At 72.4% G+C, this 26,023-nt stretch carries 21 protein-coding genes; 20 read left to right on the top strand and 1 reads right to left on the bottom strand.

Features of this window, described 5'->3' with window-relative positions; genetic code table 11:
• Positions 1-27 precede the first annotated feature (27 nt).
• From ACTVAJ_RS07220 to ACTVAJ_RS07140, 17 genes are all read left to right on the top strand, one after another.
• Positions 28-1,380, top strand: coding sequence for a bifunctional folylpolyglutamate synthase/dihydrofolate synthase (locus ACTVAJ_RS07220; protein ID WP_470387278.1), 1,353 nt, complete (start codon positions 28-30; stop codon positions 1,378-1,380).
• A 30-nt stretch (positions 1,381-1,410) separates the two neighbouring features.
• Entirely contained in the window at positions 1,411-1,812 is a 402-nt protein-coding gene (locus ACTVAJ_RS07215; RefSeq protein WP_470387277.1) for a DUF4233 domain-containing protein, read from the top strand.
• A gap of 173 nt (positions 1,813-1,985) precedes the next feature.
• Entirely contained in the window at positions 1,986-2,393 is a 408-nt protein-coding gene (ndk, locus tag ACTVAJ_RS07210) for a nucleoside-diphosphate kinase (protein WP_470387276.1), read from the top strand.
• Positions 2,394-2,763: 370 nt separating this feature from the next.
• Positions 2,764-3,798, top strand: coding sequence for a rod shape-determining protein (locus tag ACTVAJ_RS07205; protein WP_470387275.1), 1,035 nt, complete (start codon positions 2,764-2,766; stop codon positions 3,796-3,798).
• A 1-nt stretch (position 3,799) separates the two neighbouring features.
• Positions 3,800-4,699, top strand: a complete 900-nt coding sequence (gene mreC / locus ACTVAJ_RS07200) for a rod shape-determining protein MreC (RefSeq protein WP_470387274.1) — start codon at positions 3,800-3,802, stop codon at positions 4,697-4,699.
• On the top strand, positions 4,696-5,256 hold the full coding sequence (mreD, locus tag ACTVAJ_RS07195; RefSeq protein ID WP_470387273.1) for a rod shape-determining protein MreD: 561 nt from the start codon (positions 4,696-4,698) through the stop codon (positions 5,254-5,256). The genes mreC and mreD overlap by 4 nt, the downstream gene beginning before the upstream one ends.
• Before the next feature lie 4 nt (positions 5,257-5,260).
• A complete protein-coding gene (gene mrdA, locus ACTVAJ_RS07190) occupies positions 5,261-7,423 on the top strand; it encodes a penicillin-binding protein 2 (RefSeq protein ID WP_470387272.1) in 2,163 nt (720 codons plus the stop codon).
• 3 nt (positions 7,424-7,426) lie between these two features.
• Positions 7,427-8,602, top strand: a complete 1,176-nt coding sequence (gene rodA, locus ACTVAJ_RS07185) for a rod shape-determining protein RodA (protein WP_470387271.1) — start codon at positions 7,427-7,429, stop codon at positions 8,600-8,602.
• A 62-nt stretch (positions 8,603-8,664) separates the two neighbouring features.
• Complete coding sequence (locus ACTVAJ_RS07180) at positions 8,665-10,602, top strand: TIGR03960 family B12-binding radical SAM protein (protein WP_470387270.1); 1,938 nt, start codon at positions 8,665-8,667, stop codon at positions 10,600-10,602.
• 640 nt (positions 10,603-11,242) lie between these two features.
• Complete coding sequence (locus ACTVAJ_RS07175; RefSeq protein WP_470387294.1) at positions 11,243-12,022, top strand: TIGR03936 family radical SAM-associated protein; 780 nt, start codon at positions 11,243-11,245, stop codon at positions 12,020-12,022.
• Between the two features lie 157 nt (positions 12,023-12,179).
• A complete protein-coding gene (locus ACTVAJ_RS07170; RefSeq protein WP_470387269.1) occupies positions 12,180-15,161 on the top strand; it encodes an Rne/Rng family ribonuclease in 2,982 nt (993 codons plus the stop codon).
• Between the two features lie 513 nt (positions 15,162-15,674).
• Positions 15,675-15,986, top strand: coding sequence for a 50S ribosomal protein L21 (gene rplU, locus ACTVAJ_RS07165; RefSeq protein WP_470387293.1), 312 nt, complete (start codon positions 15,675-15,677; stop codon positions 15,984-15,986).
• Positions 15,987-15,999: 13 nt separating this feature from the next.
• Positions 16,000-16,260 carry a 50S ribosomal protein L27 gene (rpmA, locus tag ACTVAJ_RS07160; protein ID WP_017597786.1) on the top strand — a complete coding sequence of 87 codons (261 nt, stop codon included), beginning with the start codon at positions 16,000-16,002 and terminating at the stop codon, positions 16,258-16,260.
• 132 nt (positions 16,261-16,392) lie between these two features.
• Positions 16,393-17,757: a GTPase ObgE gene (gene obgE, locus ACTVAJ_RS07155; protein ID WP_470387268.1), complete on the top strand. Its 1,365-nt coding sequence runs from the start codon at positions 16,393-16,395 to the stop codon at positions 17,755-17,757.
• 96 nt (positions 17,758-17,853) lie between these two features.
• Positions 17,854-19,011: a glutamate 5-kinase gene (gene proB, locus ACTVAJ_RS07150; protein WP_470387267.1), complete on the top strand. Its 1,158-nt coding sequence runs from the start codon at positions 17,854-17,856 to the stop codon at positions 19,009-19,011.
• 479 nt (positions 19,012-19,490) lie between these two features.
• A complete protein-coding gene (locus ACTVAJ_RS07145) occupies positions 19,491-20,360 on the top strand; it encodes an endo alpha-1,4 polygalactosaminidase (RefSeq protein WP_470387266.1) in 870 nt (289 codons plus the stop codon).
• A 25-nt stretch (positions 20,361-20,385) separates the two neighbouring features.
• Positions 20,386-20,832 (top strand): type II toxin-antitoxin system PemK/MazF family toxin, encoded by a 447-nt coding sequence (locus tag ACTVAJ_RS07140; protein ID WP_470387265.1) that lies wholly within the window; start codon positions 20,386-20,388, stop codon positions 20,830-20,832.
• A gap of 97 nt (positions 20,833-20,929) precedes the next feature.
• On the opposite strand, the gene ACTVAJ_RS07135 is transcribed toward ACTVAJ_RS07140, so the two are convergent.
• The gene (locus ACTVAJ_RS07135; protein ID WP_470387264.1) at positions 20,930-22,561 is read right to left on the bottom strand and encodes an FAD-dependent monooxygenase; all 1,632 of its coding nucleotides are present in this window, start codon (positions 22,559-22,561) and stop codon (positions 20,930-20,932) included.
• Positions 22,562-22,917: 356 nt separating this feature from the next.
• Between ACTVAJ_RS07135 and ACTVAJ_RS07130 the strand changes: the two genes are divergently transcribed.
• The 3 genes from ACTVAJ_RS07130 (at position 22,918) to ACTVAJ_RS07120 (ending at position 25,994) form a co-directional block, all read left to right on the top strand.
• Entirely contained in the window at positions 22,918-23,997 is a 1,080-nt protein-coding gene (locus ACTVAJ_RS07130; protein WP_470387263.1) for a ScbA/BarX family gamma-butyrolactone biosynthesis protein, read from the top strand.
• A gap of 45 nt (positions 23,998-24,042) precedes the next feature.
• On the top strand, positions 24,043-24,774 hold the full coding sequence (locus tag ACTVAJ_RS07125; protein WP_470387262.1) for an HAD family hydrolase: 732 nt from the start codon (positions 24,043-24,045) through the stop codon (positions 24,772-24,774).
• 161 nt (positions 24,775-24,935) lie between these two features.
• Complete coding sequence (locus tag ACTVAJ_RS07120; protein WP_470387261.1) at positions 24,936-25,994, top strand: cyclase family protein; 1,059 nt, start codon at positions 24,936-24,938, stop codon at positions 25,992-25,994.
• Positions 25,995-26,023: the final 29 nt, after the last annotated feature.

Here is a 26,023-nt window from a genome sequence, read left to right as displayed (position 1 = left end):
CGTGTACATCCCGACCACCGAGACACCGTGAACGGCGCGAGCGCCGCTGAGCGCTACGCCGAGGTGTCCGCCGAGATCATGTCCCGCACGCCCGAGTCCGAGATCGACCCTCGGCTCGACCGGATCCGCGCCCTGCTGGACCTGCTGGGCGAACCGCAGCGCGGATTCCGGGTCATCCACGTGACCGGTACCAACGGCAAGACGTCCACCGCCCGTATGATCGACGCGCTCATGCGCGCCCGCGGCCTTCGGGTGGGTCGCTACACCAGCCCCCACCTGCGGACCGTGCGCGAGCGCATCGTCGTCGACGGGGAGCCCGTCTCGCGGGAGCGGTTCGTCGAGGCCTACGACGACATCCGCCCCTACGTGGAGATGGCGGACGCAACGAACGACGCGCCGCTGTCGTTCTTCGAGCTGCTCACCGCCATGGCCTACGCGGTCTTCGCCGACACCCCGGTGGACGTGGCCGTGGTCGAGGTCGGGATGGGCGGCCGCTGGGACGCGACCAACGTCATCGACGCCGACGTCGCCGTCGTGACGCCCATCGGGATCGACCACACGGAGTACCTGCCCGACACGCTGGAGGGCATCGCGGAGGAGAAGGCGGGCATCATCAAGCCCGACTCCGTCGCGATCCTCGCCCAGCAGCCCCTGCCCGCCGCCGAGGTCCTCGTCCGCCACGCCGCCGAGGTCGGCGCCCGCGTGGCCCGCGAGGGCCTGGAGTTCGGCGTCACCGCCCGCGACGTCGCGGTCGGTGGCCAACAGGTCGCCGTCAAGGGTCTGACCGGGGGCTACGACCACCTCTTCCTACCGCTCTTCGGCGCCCACCAGGCCGGCAACGCCGCCGTCGCCATCGCCGCCGTGGAGGCCTTCGCCGCCACCGGTGACGACGCCGGCGGCCTGGATCCCGAAATCGTCGGTGAGGCCCTGTCGGGGGTCGACTCCCCGGGCCGGATGGAGGTCGTGCGCACCAGCCCGACCGTGATCGCCGACGCCGCACACAACCCGGCCGGAATGGTCGCGACCGTCGCCGCCGTCGAGGAGGCCTTCTCCTTCGCCAGGCTGGTCGGCGTCCTCGCGATCATGGCCGACAAGGATGTGGAGGGGATTCTGGAACCCCTCGAACCACTGCTCGACGAAATCGTCGTCACCCGCAACTCCTCGCCGCGTTCCCTCGAACCGGCGCGGCTGTCCGCCCTCGCGCAGCAGATCTTCGGTGAGGACCGCGTGCACGTGGCGCCCCGACTCGACGACGCCATCGACCTGGCCGTGGGCCTGGCCGAGGACGGCACCGAGTTCGGCGGGGCCGGTGTCCTGGTCACCGGGTCGGTCGTCACCTCCGGTGACGCCGTCCACCTGCTGCGGGGCGCGGGGGAGTAGCGGCGGACGGCTCCACGAAGGGAATCCGCCGTGCGCGTAGTCTGCGCTGTCGTCCTGGCTTTCGAGGTCATCATCCTCGGACTGGCCATACCCGTGGCCATCAACCTCGAGGGCATCGAGCCCGCCCTGGCCGCGGGCGTCTGGGGAGGGTTGGCCGCCGCCGCCCTCGTGCTCAGTGCCCTCCAGCGGCACACCTGGGCCCACTACGCGGCCTGGGTCCTCCAGGCGGCCATGCTGTTCAGCTCGTTCCTGGTACCGGGGATGCTGCTCATCTCGGTCGTGTTCGGCTCCCTGTGGGTGGTCGGCGTGATCATGGGCCGCCGGGTCGACGAGGTGCGCGCGGCCCACGCGGCGCGCGCCGCGGCCGAGGACTCCGCCCAGGAGGGGCCGGAAGCCGCCGTGGGCGCCGCGCAGGACTCCCCGACGCGGTAGTGTGGCGCAGGTCCGGGCCTGTCGTGGCCGGTCCCTTGCCGGGGTCGTGTCCCCGGTCGCGGCCGTGCCTCCCGTGACGTTCACCCACCCCAGCCCTTCCGCGTGCGGTCGTCGCCGTGGGCGTGCGCCCACCCGCGCCACGCGGATTCCGTAGCAGAGGAGTTGTACCGCCCGTGGAGCGCACTCTCGTTCTCATCAAGCCGGACGGCGTTCGCCGCAACATCGTCGGCGAGGTCATCTCGCGCATCGAGCGCAAGGGCCTGAAGCTGGTCGCCATGGAGCTGCGCACGCTGGACGTTCCGACCGCGAAGACGCACTACGAGGAGCACTCCGAGCGTCCGTTCTTCGACTCCCTGGTCGAGTTCATCACCGGCGGTCCGCTCGTGGCCATGGTCGTCGAGGGCGAGCGCGCCGTCGAGGCCTTCCGCGCCCTGGCCGGCGCCACCGACCCGGTCGCCGCCACGCCGGGCACCATCCGCGGTGACTTCGCCCTGGAGGTGCAGGCCAACATCGTGCACGGTTCGGACTCCACCTACTCCGCCGACCGCGAGATCAAGCTGTTCTTCCCCGACCTGGGCTGAGCCCGGGTCCGCCGTCGAGCGCCCGGTCCGCGTACCACCGCGGGCCGGGCGCTCGGTGCGTTCGGAGCCGGTGCGTCCGATCCGCCGCGCCGACCCGGTGCGCGCCGATACGCTCGACGCGCGGTGTCGCCCGTGGGCCCCGGATCGTCGGCGCGGGCAGCCCCGGGGCGACGAGGACGCCAGGCGCGGGAGCGGCGGGCCAGCCCGGTATAGGGGTTTTCGTCCTGGCTCCAGGCAACAATTCGGTGTGTTTGCGTAACGTCGTAAGTGCGGTCCGTTACGATACGGGGGCTGGATACCGATCGTGCCGGAACGACTACCTATGGTCGCGCCGGTCAACCGCGTCCGAGACGGCGCCTGAGGACGTTACATGCCGAACAACCTTGCTTTTCTCGGCCGGGACATGGCCGTCGACCTGGGAACGGCCAACACGCTCGTGTACGTACGCGGGCGCGGCATCGTGCTGAACGAGCCGTCGGTCGTCGCCGTGAACACCTCCACGGGCAGGATCGTCGCGGTCGGCATCGAGGCCAAGCAGATGATCGGCCGGACACCGACCAACATCACGGCGATCCGCCCGCTCAAGGACGGCGTCATCGCCGACTTCGAGATCACCGAGCGGATGCTGCGCTACTTCATCCAGAAGATCCACCGGCGCCGCCACTTCGCCAAACCCCGCGTCATCGTCGCCGTCCCCAGCGGGATCACCTCCGTCGAACACCGGGCGGTCAAGGAGGCCGGGTACCAGGCGGGCGCCCGCAAGGTCTACATCATCGAGGAGCCCATGGCCGCCGCCATCGGCGCGGGCCTGCCCGTCCACGAGCCGACCGGCAACATGGTCGTCGACATCGGCGGCGGTACGACCGAGGTCGCGGTCATCTCCATGGGCGGCATCGTCACCTCCCAGTCCATCCGCGTGGGCGGGGACGAGCTCGACCAGGCCATCATGACCTTCGTCAAGAAGGAGTACTCCCTGATGATCGGGGAGCGCACCGCCGAGGAACTCAAGATGGCGATCGGCTCGGCCTACCCCACGGCGGCCGAGGAGCTCCAGGCCGAGGTGCGCGGGCGCGACCTCATCAGCGGCCTGCCCAAGACCATCGTCCTGTCCGAGACCGACGTCCGCCAGGCCATCGAGGAACCGGTCACCGCGATCATCGACGCGGTACGCACCAGCCTCGACAAGTGTCCGCCGGAGCTGTCCGGCGACATCATGGACCGGGGTGTGGCCGTGACCGGCGGCGGCGCGCTGCTCCGCGGACTGGACGACCGCCTGCTGCACGAGACGGGCATGCCCATCCACGTCGCCGAGAACGCGCTCGACTCCGTGGCCATCGGTTCGGGCACCTGCGTGGAGAACTACGAGCGCCTGCACCAGGTCCTGGTCCCCGAACGGCGGCGGTGACATGTTCCGCGACTCACCCAGGTCCCGGCTCGTCCTCGCCGTCCTCGTGGTGGCGGCCGTGGCGCTCCTCGTCCTGGACTCCCGACCCGGTCCGGATCCCGTGACCTCGGCCGGACGCGCCGCGGGCGAGTACGTCTTCGTCCCCACCGCCGCCGGAGTGGGCTGGGCCGCCGGACCCGCCGTGTCCCTCTACGACGGGCTGCGCGAGGCCCCGCACGCGGCCGAGCGCATCGCCGAACTGGAGGCGGCCAACGCGGAGCTGGAGTCCCGGCTCCAGGCGGTCGGCAACGACGACGAGCGCGCCGACCAGCTCGCCGAACTCCTCCACCTGTCCGGGCTCGGCGGGTACGAGGTCGTCCCGGCCCAGGCGGTCACCCGCGTCACCGCGCGCGGCCTCGCCCACACGGTGACCCTGGACGTGGGCACCGATTCCGGGGTCCGCCCCGACATGACCGTCGTCAACGGGAACGGACTCGTGGGGCGCGTCGTCGAGGCCGGGGCGAACACCTCCACGGTCGTCCTGGCCACCGACGTCGCCTCGGCCGTCGGGGCGCGGCTGGAGGACACCCGCAAGATCGGCGTCGTCCGGGGCGGCAGGGTCCCCGGCGGCCCCGACGCCGTGCTCACCCTGGAGCTGTTCGACATGGAGGACCCGGTCGAGGCCGGGGACCGCGTCGTCACACTCGGCTCGCACGAGGGCGCGCCCTTCGTTCCCGGTGTCCCCATCGGCACCGTCGAGGAGGTCCAGTCCTCTCCGGGCGCGCTGAGCCGACTCGCCCGCATCGCCCCCGCCGTCGACTTCGCCGCGCTCGACCTGGTGGGGGTGGTGGTCGCGGGTCCCGCCGAGGATCCGCGCGACTCCGTCCTTGCGCCCCGACCCGAACCCGAGGGGGACCGATGAGGTCCGCAGCGACCCTGGTCATCGTGGCCGTCGCGGTGCTCGTCCAGGCCACCGCCGTCAACCGTGTCCAGTTCGACTGGGCGGCCGGCCCCGACCTGGTGGTCGCCGCCCTGGTCGCGGTGGCCCTGACCGCCACCCCCGCCGCGGCGGCGGGCACGGGCTTCGCCGCCGGTCTGGCGATGGACCTGCTCCCGCCCGCCGAACACGCCGTGGGCCGCTACGCCCTCGTACTGTGCGTCGCCGCCTACCTGGTCGCCCTGCTGCGCGCCAACACCGGTGCGCCGGGGGCGGTGGGCGCCCCGCCGTCGGCGTGGACCGGTATCGGTGTCACCGCGGTGACGTCGCTCGGCGTCGGCCTGGGCTACGCGGCCGTGGGTCTGGTGATGGGCGATCCGCGGGTGTCCCTCGGCGCGGCGGCGATCACCGCGGGAGTGGGCGCGATCCTGACGACGCTCGTCTCCCCCCTGGTCACGGTGCCCCTGCTGTGGCTGCGCAACGCGTTCACCGAGAACGAGTTCGCCACCATCCAGGGGCCGACCGGTCCGGGGGGGTGGTGATCCCGTGCGCAGGCCACCCGTGGACCCCTCCCTCCCCGGCCGCAAGCTCGGCACGGCGGGGATCGTCCTCGTCCAGGTCCTGGTCGTGGCGTTGTTCGCCCTGCTGGGAGTGCGCCTGTGGTACCTCCAGGTACCGAGGGGCGAGCACTACCGGGAACTCGCCGTCTCCAACCACCACCAGCGGCTCGTCGTTCCCGCCACCCGCGGCCAGATCCTCGACGCCCGGGGACGCACCCTCGTGAGCAACCGGACCGAACTGGTCGTGTCCGCCGACTACCACGAGCTCACCGGGATGGACGACGGCGGCGAGGCCGTCCTGTCCGACCTGTCCGGACTGCTCGACGTCCCCCTGGAGGAACTCCGGCAGCGGATGCGCCTGTGCGGTCCCGACGTCCGGCGCCCCTGCTGGCCCGGGTCCCCCTACCAGCCGGTCACCCTGGCGGAGGGCGTCGAGGCGCCGATCGCCCTGCACATCATGGAGCGGTCGGACGACTTCCCCGGCATCACCGCCCAGGCGCACGCCGTACGCGAGTACCCCAACGGGCAGTTGGCCGGGCAGGTGCTGGGCTACCTCCAGCCGGTCACCCAGGAGGAGCTGGACGCCCGGGAGGAGCTGCGGACGCAGTTCACCGGTATCGACCAGGTGGGACGCGACGGGCTGGAGAAGGTCTACGACTCGCGGCTGCGCGGCACGGCCGGTCTGCGCACGCTCGGCGTGAACAACCACGGCCAGGTGATGGAGGTGCTCTCCGACCGGCAGCCCGAGGCCGGGATGCACCTGGTCACCCACCTCGACCTGGAGGTCCAGCGGATCGCCGAGGAGGCGCTGGCCAGGGGGATGGCCGCGGCCCGACCGCGCTACAAGGCCGACTCGGGGGCCGCCGTCGTCCTGGACGTGCGCACCGGCGGCGTGGTGGCGATGGCCAGCGTGCCGACCTACGACCCCAGCATCTGGCAGGGCGGTATCGACCAGGAGACCTACGACGACCTGCTCAGCGAGGACGCGGGTGAACCCCTGCTCTCCCGCGCCTTCCAGGGCCAGTACCCGCCGGGGTCGACGTTCAAGGTGTCGTCGCTGTCGGCCGCCGCCGAGAACGGGTACTCGCTGCGCAGCACCTACGCCTGTCCCGGGTCGGTCAACGTCGGCGGTCAGAGCTTCGCCAACTACGCCGGGCAGGGCCACGGGACGATCACGCTGCACCGGGCGATCGTGGTCTCGTGCAACACCGTCTTCTACAACTTCGGCTACCAGATGTGGCTGAGCGACGGCGGGCTGCACCCGGAGGGCGAGCCGCAGGAGGCCATGGCGAACATGGCGCGCGGCTACGGCTTCGGGTCGCCGACCGGGATCGACCTGCCCTACGAGACGAGCGGGCGCATCCCCGACCGCGCGTGGAAGCGCTCGTTCTGGGAGGCCACCCGGGAGAACAACTGCTACCGCGCCGAGCACGGCTATCCGGACGTGGCCGAGACCAACCCCTCGCACGCCGCCTACCTCAAACGGCTCGCCCACGAGCACTGCGTGGAGGGCTTCGAGTGGCGCGCGGGCGAGGCGGTCAACTTCGCCATCGGCCAGGGCGACGTCCTGGTCAGCCCCCTCCAGTTGGCCACCGCCTACGCCGCCATCGCCAACGGGGGCACCCTGTACGAGCCGCGTGTGGGACGCGCGTTCGTCTCCGCCGACGGCTCGCTGGTCGAGGAGATCGAGCCGACCGTCGCCGGGCACCTGCCCGTCAGCGACGAGACCCTGCGCTACCTCCAGGCGGCGCTCACCGACGTGCCGAAGGAGGGGACGGCGAGCGGCGCCTTCGGGGACTTCCCGCAGGACCAGGTGTCCATCGCGGGCAAGACCGGCAGCGCCGACGTCGTGGGCCGCCAGGTCTCCGCCTGGTTCGCCTCCTACGCCCCCGCGGACGATCCGCAGTTCGCCATCGTCGTCCTGGTCTCCCAGGGCGGTACCGGCGGTGTGACCTCCGCGCCCATCGCCCGGGACATCTACGAGGGCATCTACGGGCTCGGCGGCGGCGCGGAGGACGCGGAGGACGCGGGCGAGGACGGCGAGGACGACCGGGCCCGGGGCGCGCAACCCCTGCTGCCCGGCGGCCGCCCCTGGCAGGGTCTGCCCACGGTCCGTTCCGACGGTTCCATCGATCTCCTGGACCGGTGAGTGATGAGCACACACGTGGGTCCGCCGGGGACGGCGTCCCGGGCCCGGTTCGGCCGGTCGGCCGCGGGCGCCGCCCGCCGCCTGGACTGGACGCTGGTCGGCGCCGCGCTGGCGCTGTGCGCGATCGGTTCGCTGCTGGTGTGGTCGGCGACGCTGCCCGGTGACGGCAGCGGCCCGCTGGAGGCCACCGGCCACGTGCGCCGCCACCTGGCCCACCTCGCGGTGGCCTGGGCGCTGTGCCTGGCGGTGGCCTCGGTCGACTACCGGGCGGTGCGCGCCTACGCGCACCTGGTGTACGGCGGCACGGTGATCGCGCTGATCCTGGTGCTGACCCCCCTGGGGGCGGTCATCAACGGGTCGCGCGGCTGGATCGTGATCGGCGGTTTCCAGTTCCAGCCCAGTGAGCTGGCCAAGATCGGCCTGGTGCTCATGCTGGCCACGCTCCTGGGCGAGCCCCGCGACGGCGAGACCAAACCGATGACCCGGGACGTGCTGTACGGCCTGCTGGTCCTCGCGCTGCCGCTCGCGCTGGTGCTGTTGCAGCCCGACCTGGGGACCACGCTCGTGCTCGGGGTGATCTTCCTGGGGATCCTCACGATGTCGGGGGCCCCGATCGCGTGGGTGGCGGGCATGCTCGCGTGCGGAGTGGCGGCGGGCGCCGCGGTCTGGTGGTTCGACCTGCTGGAGCCCTACCAGATGGACCGGCTGGCCACCCTGATGGATCCGACCGCGGACCCGCAGGGCGCGGGGTACAACTCGGCCCAGGCGCTGATCGCCGTGGGCTCGGGCGGGTTCGACGGCGCGGGCCTGTTCCAGGGCGAGCAGACACACGGGCGGTTCGTGCCCGAGCAGCACACGGACTTCATCTTCACGGTGGCCGGAGAGGAGCTCGGGTTCGTGGGGGCCGGGACGATGGTCGCGCTGTTCGCCGTGATCCTCTGGCGGATCCTGCGCATCGCGCAGGGGTGCGACCAGCCCTACCCCCGGCTGCTGTGTGTGGGGGTGGCCGCGTGGCTCTTCTTCCAGAGCTTCATCAACATCGGGATGGGACTGGGGATCGTCCCGGTCACGGGGCTGCCGCTGCCGTTCGTCTCCTACGGCGGCACCGCCATCGTCGCCAACCTCGTGGCGCTCGGGCTCGTCCTGGCCGTGAGCTCGCGGGACCGCGGGTTCGAGTGATTCGCTCCGTGCGCCGGTAGCCTGGAGGAACCGCACGTCCGTCATCGACCGAAGGTCTCGCCATGTCCGTCGAAAGCGTCTTCCCGCGCCTGGAACCCCTGCTGGCGAAGGTGGGCAAGCCCATCCAGTACGTCGGGGGCGAACTCAACTCCGTGGTCAAGGAGTGGGACGGCACCTCGGTGCGCTGGGCGCTGATGTACCCGGACGCCTACGAGGTCGGAGTGCCCAACCAGGGTGTCCAGATCCTCTACGAGGTGCTCAACGAGCGCGAGGGGGTGCTGGCCGAGCGCGCGTACGCGGTCTGGCCGGACCTGGAGTCACTGATGCGCGAGCACGGCGTCCCGCACTTCACCGTGGACGCCCACCGCCCGCTGTCGGCGTTCGACGTGCTGGGTGTGAGCTTCGCCAGTGAGATGGGGTACACGAACCTGCTCACGGCGCTGGACCTGGCGGGTGTCCCGCTGCGCTCCGCCGACCGTGGCGAGGGGCACCCGATCGTGCTGGCGGGCGGCCACTCGGCGTTCAACCCGGAGCCGATCGCGGACTTCCTGGACGCCGTGGTGCTGGGCGACGGCGAGGAGGTCGCGCTCGCGATCACCGAGATCATCCGCGAGTTCAAGGAGGAGGGCGAGCCCGGCGGGCGTGACGCTCTCCTGCTCCGGCTGGCCGCCACGGGCGGGGTGTACGTGCCGCGCTTCTTCGACGTGGCCTACCACGACGACGGCCGGATCGCCGCCTACACGCCCAACCGTCCGGGGGTGCCGGGCACGGTGCAGAAGCACACCGTGATGGACCTGGACCGGTGGCCCTACCCCAAGAAGCCGATCGTGCCGACCGCCGAGTCCGTGCACGAGCGCTACAGCGTGGAGATCTTCCGCGGGTGCACCCGGGGCTGCCGGTTCTGCCAGGCGGGGATGATCACCCGGCCGGTGCGCGAGCGCAACGAGGAGACGGTCAGGCGGATGGTCGACGAGGGGGTGAAGGCCACCGGTTTCCAGGAGGTGGGCCTGCTGTCCCTGTCGAGTGCCGACCACAGTCAGATCGGCGACATCGCCAAGGGCCTGGCCGACGGCTACGAGGGCACCAACACGGGGCTGTCGCTGCCCTCCACGCGCGTGGACGCCTTCAACATCGACCTGGCCAACGAACTGACCCGGAACGGGCGCCGGTCCGGGCTGACCTTCGCGCCCGAGGGCGGCAGCGAGCGGATGCGCCGCGTGATCAACAAGATGGTCACCGAGGAGGACCTCATCCGCACGGTGACCGCCGCCTACGCGGCCGGGTGGCGGCAGGTGAAGCTGTACTTCATGTGCGGGCTGCCCACCGAGGAGGACGAGGACGTCCTGGCCATCGCCGAGCTGGCCACCGCGGTGATCCGCACCGGCCGCGAGGTGACCGGCCGCAAGGACATCCGGTGCACGGTGTCCATCGGCGGGTTCGTGCCCAAGCCGCAGACCCCCTTCCAGTGGGCGGGGCAGACCGCGCACGAGGTGGTGGACGCGCGCCTGCGCAAGCTGCGCGACCGGCTGCGGGGCGACCGCAGGTACGGCAGGTCCATCGGGTTGCGCTACCACGAGGGGCGGCCCTCGATCATCGAGGGACTGCTCTCGCGCGGTGACCGCCGCGTGGGCCGGGTCGTCGAGGAGGTGTGGCGTTCGGGCGGCCGCTTCGACGGCTGGAGCGAGCACTTCTCCTACGACCGCTGGGCCGGGGCGGCGGAGACCGCGCTGGCGGACACGGCGGTGGACCTGGACTGGTACACCGTCCGCGAGCGCGACGAGGACGAGGTCCTGCCGTGGGACCACCTCGACGCGGGGCTGGACCGCTCGTGGCTGTGGCAGGACTGGCAGGACTCGCTGCACGGGGAGGAGTCGGTCGAGATCGACGACTGCCGGTGGAACCCCTGCTACGACTGCGGTGTGTGTCCGAGCATGGGGACGGAGATCCAGATCAACGCCCCGTCGGACGGGCGGCCGCTGCTCCCGCTCACGGTGAAGTAGCGGGCAGGGGGACCACCGCGGGGACCGGTCACCCTTCCCGTGGCCGGTGCTCCCCGTGGTCGGGTGGGTCCGGCGCGGCGGTCCGGGAGCGCCTGGCGGACGCGGTGCTCTCGGGGTTGCGGGAGCCGGGTGCCGGGAGGTGACCGGGAAGGGTGCTCTGGCAGCCGAGGGTGACCGTCCAGTAGGATGCGCGCTCCGGGTGCTCTACCCCGCGAGGGGGAGCCGTCCGGGAGGAAGGAGTACGGCCCGGCGCCCCGCTCGCGCCGGGCCGTACGTGTAGTAGGACTCGCGGCGCGGGCGGGGGGTTGCCATCGGATCCGGATTTTCTCCGGATTTTTTTTCGGGCCCTCCGCGTTCTGGTGGTGAATACCGGTTCGCTCTCCGCCCGGATGGCATCAGGACTTTTCGACCGCAGGTCAGTGGGGGAGATACCGGTATGCGTGGTCCTGTTGGCGCATGTGCACCACCGCGCACCGTACGCTGAACAGGACTGAGGAACAGCCCCTTCAGGTCGCACGTCGACCCCACCGGGGGCATGAGGAAAGGAGTTGAGCTGCCCCCCGCATCCGAGGGCACCACCTCACCCTCCACCACCAGACCCGGCCAACGGCTCCGTGTGCGCTACGCCAAGCGGGGCCGGATGAGATTCGCCAGTCATCGCGACATCGCCCGGGCGCTGGAACGCGCCCTGCGTAGGGCGGATGTGCCGGTCGCGTTCTCCGCGGGCTTCTCGCCGCACCCGAAGGTCTCCTACACCGGTGCGGCCCCCACCGGGGTCGCCAGTGACGCGGAGTACCTCGAACTCACCCTGGCCGAGGAACGCGACCCCGAACGGATCAGAGCCGACATCGACGCGGCCATGCCCGAGGGCGTGGACATCGTCGAGGTCGTGGAGGCGCGTGCCTCCGGGCTCGCCGACCGGCTCCAGGCCTCCGAGTGGCGGGTGGAACTGGCGGGCGTCGACCCCGACGCGGCCGCCGAGGCGGCGCGGGCCTTCCTGGCCGCCGACAGCGTCGAGGTGGAACGGATGACGAAGAAGGGCCGACGCCGGTTCGACGCACGCCCGGCGGTGGTCCGACTCGACGTGGCCGGTGTGCCCGACGGGCGCGCCCCAGGGGAACAACACGCGACATATGCCATACTTCGAATGGTCGTTCGGCACACGACACCTGCCGTGCGACCGGACGACGTGCTGACCGGCCTGCGCCTCGTGGCCGACCTCGCGCCGCCGTCATCACCGCTGATGACCCGGCTGGCGCAGGGGCCACTGGACGAGACGACAGGTGCGATCGCGGACCCGCTCACCGCGGACCGGCCCGACGCCCACACCACCGTGGGCACCGGACCCGCGGCCGAAGGCGACGAGCGGAGCGAGAACGCACCACGGCCGTCGGCGCCCATGACGGGACCGCACCCATGAGCGGCCCAAGGTGGGGTACATGGGCGCGACCACAGGACTTTGCCCCGGCGACACTCCGGTGCCGCCGGCGCTGACACAGCGACGACAGTTCTCGTGAGCCGCGCCGCCGACCGAGAGGTCGCGGCGCGCCCGAGGACTTTGACGGGAGACCGCCCGGATGCTCGACAACGAGCCCACGAACGGCGCCGACGGCGCCGCGGGTACAACTGAAACAACCGACGCCAAGGCGGCGACGCCCCCTGCGGGGGACGGCGGTGTGCGGGTGACCACGCCCGCGTCCGCCAAGGGCGCACGCCGCGCCGCCGGACCGCCCCCCGAACCGGACGACACCGGCACCGCCCCCGCCCAGCCGGTGACCACCCTCGCCGGGACCGGTGAGGGCGGCACGGTCAAGACCGCCGTGGCCAGCACCCCGCGCAGGCGCACCGTGCGCGCCGCCGGCAGTCCCTCCGAGGAGGCGCCCGCGAGCCGCGGGCGGGCCACCAGGGCCGCCGCGAGGAAGGAAACCGAGCCCGCCCCGGACGAGGAGCCCCAGACCGCCAGGCGCAGGGGCGGCAGGCGCAGGGCCGCCGAGCCCGCGCCGGCCGAGGAGCCCAAGGCCGCCGAGGCCGCCCCGTCCGAGGGTGCCGAGGAGGCCTCCGGGAGCGGTGGCGCCGTCTTCCAGTCGCCCGCGATGCTCTTCCAGCCGCCGGTCGCCCAGCAGGGCGCCCCCTCCCGCGTCGAGCCGACCGAGGCCGAGGCCGTGGAGGACGAGGAGGTCGCGGAGGAGACCGGCGCCCGGGCCGAGGAGCCCGCCGAGACCACCGAGGACGCCGAGGACGCCGACACCTCGGAGGATCGGCCGAGCCGCCGCCGTCGCCGCCGCGGCGGCCGGGGCCGGGGCCGTTCGCGCACCGGCGAGGAGACCGGCGGCGACTTCGCGGAGAGGGCGGACGAGGAACCGTCGGCCGAGGGCGAGAAGGCCGCTGAGGAGAGCGCCGAGGCCGCGCCCGAACAGTTCGCCGCCGAGGAGGGCGAGCGGGGCAGCCGCCGTCGCCGCCGTCGCCGCCGCAGGGCCGGGGCCGCCGCAGAGGGCACCACCGACGACCCGCCCAACACCGTGGTCAAGGTGCGCGAGCCGCGCCAGGAGAAGCCGATCGAGGACGAGGTCCAGGCGGTCCGTGGCTCCACCCGGCTGGAGGCCAAGAAGCAGCGCCGCCGCGAGGGCCGTGAGCAGGGCCGCCGCCGTCCTCCGATCGTCACCGAGTCGGAGTTCCTGGCCCGCCGCGAATCGGTCAAGCGCGACCTCGTGATCCGCCGCAACGGCGACCGCACCCAGATCGCGGTGCTGGAGGACGACGTCCTGGTCGAGCACTACGTCGACCGCTCCACCCACCGCTCCTACGTGGGCAACGTCTACCTGGGCCGGGTGCAGAACGTCCTGCCGTCCATGGAGGCCGCCTTCGTCGACATCGGCAAGGGCCGCAACGCCGTCCTGTACGCGGGCGAGGTCAACTGGGACTCCTTCGGGCTGGACGGCCAGCCCAAGCGCATCGAGTCGGTCCTCAAGTCGGGCCAGTCGGTCCTGGTGCAGGTCACCAAGGACCCGATCGCGCACAAGGGCGCCCGGCTGACCAGCCAGATCAGCCTTCCCGGCCGCTACCTGGTGTACGTGCCCGGCGGCTCCATGACCGGGATCAGCCGCAAGCTCCCCGACAAGGAGCGCGCACGCCTCAAGCAGATCCTCAAGAAGGTCATGCCGTCCGGCGCGGGCGTGATCGTGCGCACCGCTGCGGAGGGGGCCAGCGAGGAGGAGCTGGAGCGCGACATCTCGCGTCTGGCCAACCAGTGGGAGTCCATCAAGCGCAAGTCCAAGTCGGCGAACGCCCCGTCCCTGCTCAACAGCGAGCCCGACCTCACGGTGCGGGTCGTGCGGGACGTGTTCAACGAGGACTTCTCCAGCCTGGTGGTCGCCGGTGAGGAGGCGTGGAGCACCGTCCACGAGTACGTGGACTACGTGGCGCCCAACCTGTCCGAGCGGCTCTCCCACTGGACCGACGACCGTGACGTCTTCGCCGCCTACCGGATCGACGAGCAGATCAACAAGGCCCTCGAACGCAAGGTCTGGCTGCCCAGCGGCGGGTCGCTGATCATCGACCGCACCGAGGCCATGACCGTGGTCGACGTCAACACCGGCAAGTTCACCGGTCAGGGCGGCAACCTCGAGGAGACGGTCACCAAGAACAACCTGGAGGCGGCGGAGGAGATCGTCCGCCAGCTCCGGTTGCGCGACATCGGCGGCATCATCGTGATCGACTTCATCGACATGGTGTTGGAGTCCAACCGCGACCTCGTGCTGCGCCGCATGCTGGAGTGCCTGTCCAGGGACCGCACCAAGCACCAGGTGGCCGAGGTCACCTCGCTCGGCCTGGTGCAGATGACCCGTAAGCGGGTCGGCCAGGGGCTCCTGGAGGCCTTCTCGCACTCGTGCGACCACTGCAACGGCCGCGGCCTGCTGCTGTCCACCGAGCCGGTGGAGGGCAAGGGCGGCAACAGCGGTCGCAAGAAGAAGAAGGGCAAGGGCGAGGCCGACCAGCCCGCCGAGAAGGCGGACAAGGCCGAGAAGTCCGAGAAGGCTGAGAAGCCGGACAAGGCCGAGAAGGCCGAGAAGCAGGGCCGGGCCCAGAAGTCGGAGAAGAAGGCCGACCGGGCGGAGAAGGCCGGGGCCGCCAAGGCCGAGGAGGCGGCCGAGGCCGCGCCCGCCGCCGAGGAGTCCGCCGAAGCCGTGGACAAGCCCGCGAAGCGGGTCAGGAAGCGGACCACCCGTGCCCGCAAGAGCGCCGAGGCGGCCGAGGCCGTCGCCGAGGAACCGGCCGGAGACGATGCCCTCCGCAGCGCTCCCGCGGAGGAGGCCGCGGCGCCCGCGCCCGAGGCCGCCGAGGCGGAGCCCGAGGCCCCGGTGAAGAAGACCCGGACCAGGCGGACGACGACGCGTCGTACCGCCCGTGCCGCGGCCGAGGCGCCCGCCGAGGACACGGCCCCGGAACCGGAGGCACCCGCCGCCGGCACCGAGGACGAGGCGGCGGAACGCCCGAAGCGCCGTCGGACCCGGCGCACCAAGGCGGCGGCCACCTCGCCGACCGCGGTGGAGGCCGGTTAGGCCACCCGCCGCGTCCGTCCCCGTGGGTCGCTCCACGGGGACGGACGCGTGCCGTGGGTCTCCTGGGCGGTCACCCCAGGGGTCGCCGCCCGGGCGCGGGCAGGCTGCTGCGCGGCGGGTCGAGCCGTGGGCGTGGACGGGGCGTCCCCGTCCCGGGAGCGCCCGAACACGGTTCCAAGCGGAGGACCACAGCAGGCAGGTGTACAGCCCCGCAGCGGGTCGGTGGTAATCTGATGGGCGGTGCGTCGGCGCGCTGCGTGTGATCGCGCGCCCCGACACCGAAGTGCTCTCCACGCAGGGTTTGTTTCCCTCAGATCCCCGCGCCCCGCTACAGGCGATTAGTGGATCGTGGAACGAGGCTTCTTCCCACCGCGGTGGGAGCGGCCCCTTCACAGCCAGGCCTGGCACAGGCAGGGCTGACCCGGGGGCCCCGCGTGAGCGGGGATGGCCTTCCCCCGGGAATGGTCCCAGTGAGTGCATTATTCGTTGAGCGAGCAGGAAGAGAGTTACCCGGTGTACGCGATCGTGCGAGCGGGCGGCCGACAGGAGAAGGTGTCCGTCGATGACGTCCTGAACATCGACAGGGTCTCCGAGGAGACCGGCGCCACCCTGACATGGCAGCCCATCCTTGTCGTCGACGGTGACAACGTCATCAGCGAGGCCGACAAGCTGAGCGGGTACACGGTCACCGCCGAGGTTCTCGGTGAGACCACTGGTCCCAAGATCAACATCCTGAAGTACAAGAACAAGACCGGTTACAAGAAGCGCATGGGTCACCGCCAGAAGCACACCCAGGTGCGCGTCACCGGCATCGCGGCGAAGTAGGAGGCCTGGAGAGATGGCACACAAGAAGGGCGCTTCGTCCAGCCGTAACGGTCGCGACTCCAACGCCAAGCGGCTTGGTGTCAAGCGCTTCGGCGGTCAGACCGTTTCGGCTGGCGAGATCCTGATCCGTCAGCGCGGCACCAAGTTCCACCCGGGTGCCAACGTCGGCCGTGGTGGCGACGACACGCTGTTCGCCCTGGTCGGCGGCGAGGTCAAGTTCGCCAACTACCGCGGCCGCAAGGCAGTGAACATCGTTCCCGCCGCCGCCGAGTAGGTCGCGCGCGGACGTTGTGGGTTTCGGGGCGGGCCAGGGAACACTGGCCCGCCCCTCGCGTTGTCACTGGTTGACGCGTGTGGTTCGCGGTCTCCGTCGAAGGACGGGACCGCACGAGTAACGGGGAGAGCTATGCCTGACTTCGTCGACGAGGCGGTCTTGCACGTCAAGGCCGGGAACGGCGGGCATGGCTGTGCCTCCGTGCACCGGGAGAAGTTCAAGCCGCTGGGCGGCCCGGACGGGGGCAACGGCGGGAACGGCGGCGACGTCGTCCTGGAGGTCGACGCCCAGACGGCCACGCTCCTGGACTACCAGCGCCGCCCCCATCGCAGCGCCCAGAACGGCACCCCCGGCCAGGGCGGCCACCGCGCCGGTGCCAACGGCGGCGACCTCGTGCTCACCGTCCCGGACGGCACCGTGGTCACCCGCGCGGACGGTGAGACCGTCGCCGACCTGGTCGGCCACGGGACCCGGCTCGTGCTGGCCAGGGGCGGCTCCGGCGGACTGGGCAACGCGGCACTGGCCTCCAAGAAGCGCAAGGCGCCCGGCTTCGCCCTCAAGGGCGAGGAGGGTGAGGCCTTCGACGTGCGCCTGGAGATGAAGACCATCGCCGACGTCGGCCTGGTGGGCTTTCCCAGCGCGGGCAAGTCGTCGCTCATCGCCGCTCTCTCCGCCGCCCGCCCCAAGATCGCCGACTACCCCTTCACCACCCTCATCCCCAACCTCGGCGTGGTCGAGGCGGGCGCCGTCCAGTACGTGATCGCCGACGTGCCCGGCCTCATCCCGGGTGCCAGTGACGGCAGGGGCCTGGGCCTGGAGTTCCTGCGCCACATCGAGCGCTGTTCCACCCTGTTGCACGTGCTCGACTGCGCGACCTACGAGCCCGGCCGCGACCCGGTCAGCGACCTGGAGGCCCTGGAGGCCGAGCTGACCGCCTACGGTGAGCGCACCGGAGTCGACCTGTCCGACCGCCCGCGCATCGTCGCACTGAACAAGGTGGACGTGCCCGAGGCCCGCGAACTCGCCGAGCTGGTCACCCCGATGCTGGTCGAGCGCGGGTACCGCGTCATGGAGGTCTCCGCCGCCTCCCGCGAGGGCCTGCGCGAGCTGTCCTTCGCCCTGGCGGAGCAGGTGGCCGCCGCACGCGAGGCCGCGCCCGTGGCCGAGCCCACCCGGATCGTGATCCGCCCGAAGATGATCGGCGACACCCCGTTCGAGGTCCTGCCGCTGGGAGGCAACGCCTTCCGCGTGCGCGGTGACAAGCCCGCCCGCTGGGTGCGCCAGACCGACTTCTCCAACGACGAGGCCGTCGGCTACCTCGCCGAGCGCCTCAACCGCCTCGGTATCGAGGAGGAGCTGGCCAAGGCGGGCGCCACCGAGGGTGCCGAGGTGCACATCGGCACCGAGGAGGACTCCGTGGTCTTCGACTGGGACCCGTCGACCGACGCCGAGGCCGTTCCTGCCGGCCCGCGCGGAACCGACGCCCGGCTGGGCTGAACCGCGCGGGGACGCCGCTCCACACCAGCCGGACCCACACTCAGGTACGCGCACGGCGGCCGGAACCGGAGCCGTGCCACGGATGGAAAGCCCCCGGTGGACAGCGTGAGAACCGAACAGATCGACGCACTCGAGGTCGCGGGCCGCAAGGCGGTGGCGACCGCCCGGCGGGTCGTGGTCAAGGTGGGGTCGTCGTCGCTGACGACCCCCGAGGGCCGGATCGACTCCGGTCGTATCCGCGACCTCGTCGAGGTCCTGGCGGCCCGCCGCGACCTCGGCCAGGAGGTCATCCTGGTCTCCTCCGGAGCCGTGGCGGCCGGGATGACCCCCCTGGGGCTGGCCCGGCGCCCGCGGGACCTGGCCTCGCAGCAGGCCGCGGCCAGTGTCGGCCAGGGGCTGCTGCTCGCCTCCTACACCGCCGAGCTGACCCGGCACGGCCTCAACGCCGCCCAGGTCCTGCTCACGGTGGAGGACATGATGCGGCGGGTGCAGCACCGCAACGCGCAGCGCACACTGCGCCGTCTGTTGGACATCGGGGCGGTACCGATCGTCAACGAGAACGACACCGTGGCCACCCACGAGATCCGCTTCGGTGACAACGACCGCCTGGCCGCCCTCGTCGCCCACCTCATGCGCGCCGACGCCCTCGTCCTGCTCTCCGACGTGGACGCCCTGTACGACGGGAACCCCTCCGACCCGTCCACCTCCGTGGTCGACCTCGTGCGCGGCCCGCAGGACCTGGACGGCATCGACATCGGCAGCGCCGGCAAGCGGGGCGTGGGCACCGGCGGCATGGTGACGAAGGTGGAGTCGGCGCGCATCGCCACCGAGGCGGGGGTGCAGACGGTCCTGACCTCGGCCGCCAACGCGCGCGCCGCCCTGGCGGGGGAGCGGGTGGGCACCCTCTTCGCCCCGGCCGAGGGCCGCCGTCCCTCGACCCGCCAGCTGTGGCTGGCCCACGCGACCGCGGGCCGGGGCAGCCTGGTCCTGGACCCGGGAGCGGTGGTCGCGGTCGTGAGTGAGAAGGCCTCGCTGCTGCCCGCGGGCGTGGTCAAGGTGACGGGCGACTTCAGCGCGGGCGACCCCGTGGACCTGCGCGACGAGTGCGGCACCGTGGTCGCCCGGGGACTGGTCAACTACGACGCCTCCGAGGTCCCGGACATGATGGGCCGGTCGACCAGGTGGCTGGCCCGCGAGATGGGTCCGTCCTACGAGCGTGAACTGGTGCACCGCGACGACCTCGTGCTCCTGTGAAAGGGTCCGCCCCGGCGCGCGCCGGGGCGGCTGATGGCGAGCAGACGGGTGCGGCCGCCGACGCCGGGCGGTGGTCGAAGCCCGGGGTGTCCCGCGGCCCCGACGACCTCGCGTTGGGTCAGCCGCCAGGCGGGCGGCTCCACGCCCAAGCCCGGGAGGCGCGCGACGCCCGCGCTGCCGAGGGTGGGCACGGCCGCCTCCCCCCAAGGACCCGGGCGGTCCGTCCGGGGTCCGTCGCGACGCGTGCTCCGCCGGGGACGCGGCCGCTGCGGATCTCCCGGCGCCGGAGGTCCTCCACACCGACCTCGGTGTCGGAGCTGGCGTCGGGCGCGTCGTCGACGTGCCGTACGGCGTCGACGCGGGTGCCCGTGTGCTCGCTCTCGTGCGCGGTTCGACGCGGCTGCGCAAGTATGTGTTCTTGTCTATGAAAGTCACATGAGGGTCATCAGGGATTTGATTATCATCGTGAGGTGGATGGTATGACGAGCGCAGCGGGGTGGCGGGCGGCGGGCCGGCGGAGCGCCGGGCCCGGAGCCCGGGGGTCCGCCGTCCGCACCGCAGCACGTCTGGCCGCCCTGGCCGTGCTGTGCGCCGGGTGCTCGGGTCCCGGGGACGACCCCGTGCGCCTGCCGCCCCCGGGCGTGTTCGACTACCAGCTCGGCGGTGCCTACGACCCCGCCCCGGACGTGGTCGCGGTGGTGCGCGACGCCACGGCCGAGCCCGCGCCCGGGCTGTACTCGGTCTGCTACGTCAACGGCTTCCAGACCCAGCCCCAGGAGCGGGAGCGGTGGGTCGAGGACCATCCGGACCTGCTGTTGCGCGACGCCGACGGCGTCCTCGTGGCCGACCCGGAGTGGCCGGACGAACTCCTGCTGGACATCTCCACCGACGCCCGGCGGGAGGCGGTGGCCGACGTCGTGGCGGTGACCGTCCGGGACTGCGCGGAGAGGGGGTTCGACGCCGTGGAGTTCGACAACCTCGACTCCCACACCCGCTCCGGCGGCGCGTTCACCGACGACGACGCGCTCGCGCTCGCGGCCGACCTGGTCGCCGCCGCCCACGACCTCGGCATGGCCGCCGCCCAGAAGAACGCCGCCGAACTCGCGGAGCGTGCGCGGATGGAGGCCGGGTTCGACATGGCGGTCGCCGAGGAGTGCGTGGCCTACGACGAGTGCGCGGCCTACACGGACGTGTACGGGGACGCCGTCCTCGCCGTCGAGTACCCCGACACCCTCACCGTCCCCTTCGCGGAGGCGTGCGCCGCCCCCGACACCCCCGAGGCCGCGATCCTGCGCGACCGCGACCTGGTCGTCCCCGGCGATCCCGGCCATGTCTTCGACGCCTGCTGACCTCCCGCGCGTCTAGGATGCCCCCGTGAGCGAACAGACGGAGCGCGGAAGCGCCACCCACCCCCAACGCGGCCAGGTCCGCGAGATCCCCACCGAAGGCAACGCGACCCGGATCGTCTACGCCCCCGAACGGGACGGCCTCGCCGACGCGGGCGAGATCGTGTGGACGTGGGTCCCCTACGAGGAGGACCCCTCCCAGGGCAAGGACCGGCCGATGCTCGTCGTGGGGCGCAAGGACGACCGACTGCACGGTCTCATGCTCTCGTCCCAGACCCCCGAGGCGTGGGAGAGCCAGGACTGGCTGCCCATCGGCAGCGGACCGTGGGACCGGGAGGGCCGGGACTCCCACCTTCGGGTGGACCGCCTCTTCGAGTTCGAGGAGGACGGTATCCGCCGGGAGGCGGCCGTCCTGGATGAGGAGAGGTTCTGGCTGGTCGCGGACGTGCTGCGGCACCGGTACGGCTGGAGCTGAACGGCCGGCTCCGCCCGCGGACGGAACCGGCCGCCGCGTGCCCCGGACCGCCGACGGCCGGGTCGGCGGTCCGGGGCCCTGCGCCAGCGGGTGCGGTTCAGTCCGCGGTCGCCTCGGGGTTGGGCGCGCCCAGGTGCGCGGTGAGTTCGGCGCGCAGCCGGACCCGGTCGGCGCCGTGCCCGTGGGCGGCCACGTATCCGTCGGGGCGGACCAGGTGGTAGCCGGGAGCCGGGCACAGCCGGTGCGCGGCGGCCTCGTCCGCCGCCAGGGTCCGCACGGTGACGTCGGGCCGGTCCGCGACGGCCGCGCCCAGGTCGCCCTCCACCCCTGATCCGCCCGGGACGACGGCGACCGTCCACCCGGGCGGGGCGGCGGCCCCGCCCTCGCGCCCGGGGCCGCCGACGCCGAGCCGGACGGCCAGCGCGCGCGGCAGGGCGTGCCCGACCCGGACGGCACCCGACCGCCGCTGGGTGAGGAGGCAGGAGGAGGGCCAGGCCGGTTCCTGCGTGCTGCGGGTGGGGGTGTAGCGGAACCGGTACCCGGCCATCACCGGCAGGTAGTGCCGCTCCATCATCGGCTCCAGGGCGCGGAACGCGGCGTCCCGGGCGGTGGTCTGGAGCGGGTGCTTGAGCATCCACCCCCGGGTCTGGATGTCGGTGTCGCGCACGACCTGGCGCGCCACGTCCTGGCGTTCGTGCTGGTAGGTGTAGAGCAGTGACGGCTCCGCCCGGCCGTCGAGTACGGCCGCCAGTTTCCAGGCCAGGTTCTGCGCGTCCTGCATCCCGGTGTTGAGACCCTGGCCGCCCGCCGGGCTGTGTACGTGGGCGGCGTCCCCGGCGACGAAGACGCGGCCGCGCTGGAACTCGTCGGCGTGCCTGCGGTGGACGCGGAAGACCGACTCCCACACGGGGTCGACCAGGCGCACGCCGCCGGGGCCCTGCTCGTCGGCGATCCGCTGGAGCAGCTCCACGCTCACCTTCTCGCCGGGCGGCAGGCTGCTGAAGAAGCGGAACACCCCGTCGGGCAGGGCGACGATGACGAGCGCGCCCTGCGGCGACTGGTAGTAGAGCGCCTCGTCGGTGGGCAGGTCACCCTCGATACGGCAGTCGACCAGGGCGAACGCCGACTCGTAGGTGCTGCCGCTGAACCCCGTGCCGATCTGGGCGCGGACCGCGCTGCCCGCCCCGTCCGCGCCGATGACGAAGGGCGTGCGGTAGCGCTCCACCGTCCCGTCCCGGTGCTCCAGGACGGCGGTCACCCCGTCGGTGTTGGTGATGTCCCCGGAGAAGTCGAGGCCGTCGAAGGCCAGGAGGCGGACACCGCGCTCGATGTGCCCGCCCAGCTCGTGCAGGCGGTCGGTGAGCACGCGCTCGGTCTCGCTCTGCGGCAGGCACAGCGGGGTGAGGTGCTCGGGGAAGGTGAAGGCGGCCAGCGGTTCCCGCGAGGAGTAGTAGCGGAACGTGTTGATGTCGATTCCGGCCTCCCTGGCGGCGCCGAGGGAGCCCATGTCGTCCAGCATGTCGAGCGTGCGCGGCCACAGCAGGAGGGCCTTGGGGAAGGGGGAGGCCTGTTCCGCCCGGTCGACGAGCCGGACGCTGACCCCCCGCCGGATGAGTTCGCAGGCGGCGGTCAGTCCCACGGGTCCGGCGCCGACCACCAGGACGTCCGCGGGTTCTACCGGGGTCCGGGGGGTGCGGTTCGACGTGGTGTCCTCACTGGTCAACGGCATCTCGACGAGCTCCGATCGATCCGGTGTCGGTGGGGTGCCCGGGGGCCGCGGGTCGCCCGCCGGGGATATCTATAAGATTGACGATGATCATAAGATACCTTATGCTCCTCCGTGGCTAGATGGTTATAAGAATTCGATGCAGAGGTGAGGAACGGTGACGCCGACCACGGAACCGCGGGACACCCGGCGCGGTGCGGCACCCCGGTCAGGCTGAGTGCCCGGGTCGCCGGTCCCCGCTCCCGGTGGCGCGACGCCACACGACCCTGCCCGTCCACTGCTCCGAGCTCCCCAGGAGGTCCCGGCCCCGGCCCTCCCGCCCCACCAGGTCCATGAGCAAGAGGAATGTGAGACACATCATGCAGATGCCAGTGCAGAACCTCCTGGCCGTCGACGAGGCGGGCGAGCGACCGCAGGACCCGCGCCTGGACTACGCGCGGACCCTCGACCGGACGGTCGTCCACCGCGAGGCCCTGGCGGAGGTGTTCGTCACCGACACCCGGTCCCTCGGCGGTGACGCCCACGCGGCCGCGGCGCAGCTGCCCCGATCACACGCCTACTACGGCGACCACGTGCAGCGCCCGCGTCTGCACGACCCCGTTCTGCTGCTGGAGGCCTGCCGTCAGGCGGGGCTGGCCCTCGCGCACACCCACTACGGGGTCCCCTTCGACCACAAGTTCGTCCTCACCGTCCTCAGCGTGCGCATCGACCGCCCGGACCGGATGGTCGTCGGGTCGGCGCCCAGCGCGCTGAAGATGCTGGCCTCGATCGAGGACAAGCGGATCAAGGAGGGGCGCGTGGTCGGCTACGACGCCCGCTTCCGCCTTTTCGTCGACGACGCCGAGGTCGGCACCGCCGTCGTCGGACTGCGCTTCAAGTCTCCGGAGAGCTACCAGCGGCTGCGCTCCAGCAACCGCTCCGGCGCCCCGCTGCCCTCCACACGGGACTTCGTGTTCACCGTCCCCGGCGAGGTGCCCGCGCCCTACCTCGTCGGCCGGAGCAGCCACGACAACGTCGTCCTGGCCGGTCTGCGCACCGACGCCGACGTCACCTCCGCCTCGATGCGGGTCCTCCCCGAGCACGCGAGCATGTTCGACCACGCCCAGGACCACCTCCCCGGCATGGTGCTCGCCGAGGCCGCGCGGCAGATCTCGCTCAACGCCCTCCTGGAGGCCCGGGGGACCTCGGCCGCCAAGGCCTACCCCGCCGAGATCACCGCCACGTTCAGCGCCTTCGGCGAACTGGAGCCGCGCACCGACCTGGTGGCCCGCGTCCTGCCCGCGGGGGAGACCGCCCAGCCCGGCGACGTCTACTACACCCAGGGCGGAACGGTCGAGTACCCCTCGGAGTCCGCCACCACCGCCGTCGAGGTGGACGTACGCCAGGAGGACGCGTCCATCTGCCGCCTGGACATCGGACTCGTCCGCATCCCGTCCTGACCCCGACCCGCCGGGACGCACCCACCCCACAGTCTGGAGAGACCCATGACGGCAACAGGCGACGTGCACGGTACGGGAGCTCGCACACCCGCCATCGCCTTCTTCGACGTGGACGAGACGCTCATCGGTCCCAAGAGCATGTTCTCGTTCCTGGAGTTCCGGTTCTCCGCGGACGGCCACGGCCCCTCGGCCTACGGGCGGGCGGTCGCCGACCTGCGGGCGATGGCCGCGCAGGGGGCGCCCCGCCAGGAGGTCAACCGGGCCTACTACCGGCTCATGGCGGGGGAGGCCACCGAACGCCTACGCTCCCTGGGCCGTGAGTGGTTCCGGACCACCGCCGCCCGGTCCGGGTTCTGGCACCCACCGGTCGTGGAGCGGCTGCGCCGCCACCGCGACCGGGGCGACCTGGTCGTCCTGCTCTCGGGTTCCTTCTTCGCCTGCCTCGGGCCGATCGCCGACGCGGTCGGCGCCCACTGGGCCCTGGGGACACGGCCCGTCGAGCGCGACGGACGGCTCACGGGCGAGGTCGTGATCCCGATGATCGGCGCCACCAAGGGCACGGCGGCACGCGCGGCCGCCGCCGTGCGCGACGTCCCCCTCGCGGACTGCTCCGCCTACGGCGACCACTCCAGCGACCTGTCACTCCTGTCCGCGGTCGGCCACCCGGTCGTCGTGGGGGAGGACGTGGCGCTCGGTGAACACGCCGACCGGCTGGGCTGGGACCGGATCAGGGACGCCTCGGCTCCCGCGACGGCCGTCACGGCGGCCGCGGGCTAGGGCGGGTGTGGTGGGCACCGTCCGTCGCACAGGAGGACAGGTGTCCGCCGCACCCGCCCCAGGGGCCGTCCGCCCGGGCCCGCGGACGCTCCCACCCATCACCGCACACATCCCCCACATTCCCCCGGAGGAGATCCATCGTGTGTTCACCCGCCATGGTCATGGCAGCCATCCAAGGCGAGGGCCAGCACGCCTGCTCGCACCACCACGGATCCACCCCGGCCGACGGCACCGCCCAGGCCGGGGACACGACGACCATCGAGCGGGCCCCCCGGCGGGGGCGCCGCGTCCGTGACACCCAGCGTCCCGAAGGCCCGCGCGGTTCCTCGCGCCCCGGACCGGAGTCCCCCGGCGGGTCCGGCCGGTCCGCCGGACCCACCAGCCGCCGGGGCGCGCTGCGCGCGGCGTTCGCCGGAAGCCTGGGCCTGGCGGGGGCGGGCCTGGTCGCGGCCGAGGCGTCGGCCGGCACCGTTCCCACGGCCTCACCCCACCAGATCCACCGGCTGCCCGAGATGATCGCGCGGGGCCGCGTCCAGTTGAAGGACCTGACCCACGAGCTGCACGAGGGCTTCCCCGTCTTCGCGGCCTTCGTCCGCGCGCCTGAGCAGGTCCAGGTCATGTTCGAGGACGAGGTCGGCTTCAACACCGCGGAGTGGACCTTCAACGAGCACTCGGGGACGCACATCGACGTTCCCGCCCACTGGCAGAACGGTATGCCCACCGTCGACGAGATCCCCCTGGAGGACCTGGTCGCCCCGCTCGCGGTGATCCGCATCGCCGACCGCGCCGCGCAGGACAACCTCACCGGCGTGACCGTCCGCGACATCCGGCACTGGGAGCGGCGCCACGGCCGTCTGCCGCGGCGCGCGTTCGTCGCGATGGACAGCGGCTGGGCCGCCCGCGTCGACAGCGCCGACGACTTCCTCAACATCGATCCGGTCACCGGGGTCGCACGGTTCCCCGGATTCACCCCGGAGGCCGCCGACTTCCTGGTCAACGAGCGCGGCGTCGCCGGGCTGGGCGTGGACACCCCCAGCCTCGACATCGGCGCCGACCCCGACCCGCAGACCCACCGCATCCTCCTGACCTCGGGCCACTACGGCGTGGAGAACATGGCCGCGCTCGACCAGGTGCCCGACTCGGGTGCCACGTTCATGGTCGGCGTGCCCCGCCTGAAGGGCGGTTTCGGCGCTCCGGTGCGCGCCATGGCGCTGGTCTGACCGGGCGCCGCCCCCCACGCGGCGCTCCA

This window comes from Nocardiopsis sp. KDC1DS13DA1, from assembly GCF_055632325.1.
The sequence above is the reverse complement of the archived record's forward strand: the minus strand, read 5'-3'. Positions and strand labels throughout refer to the sequence as shown.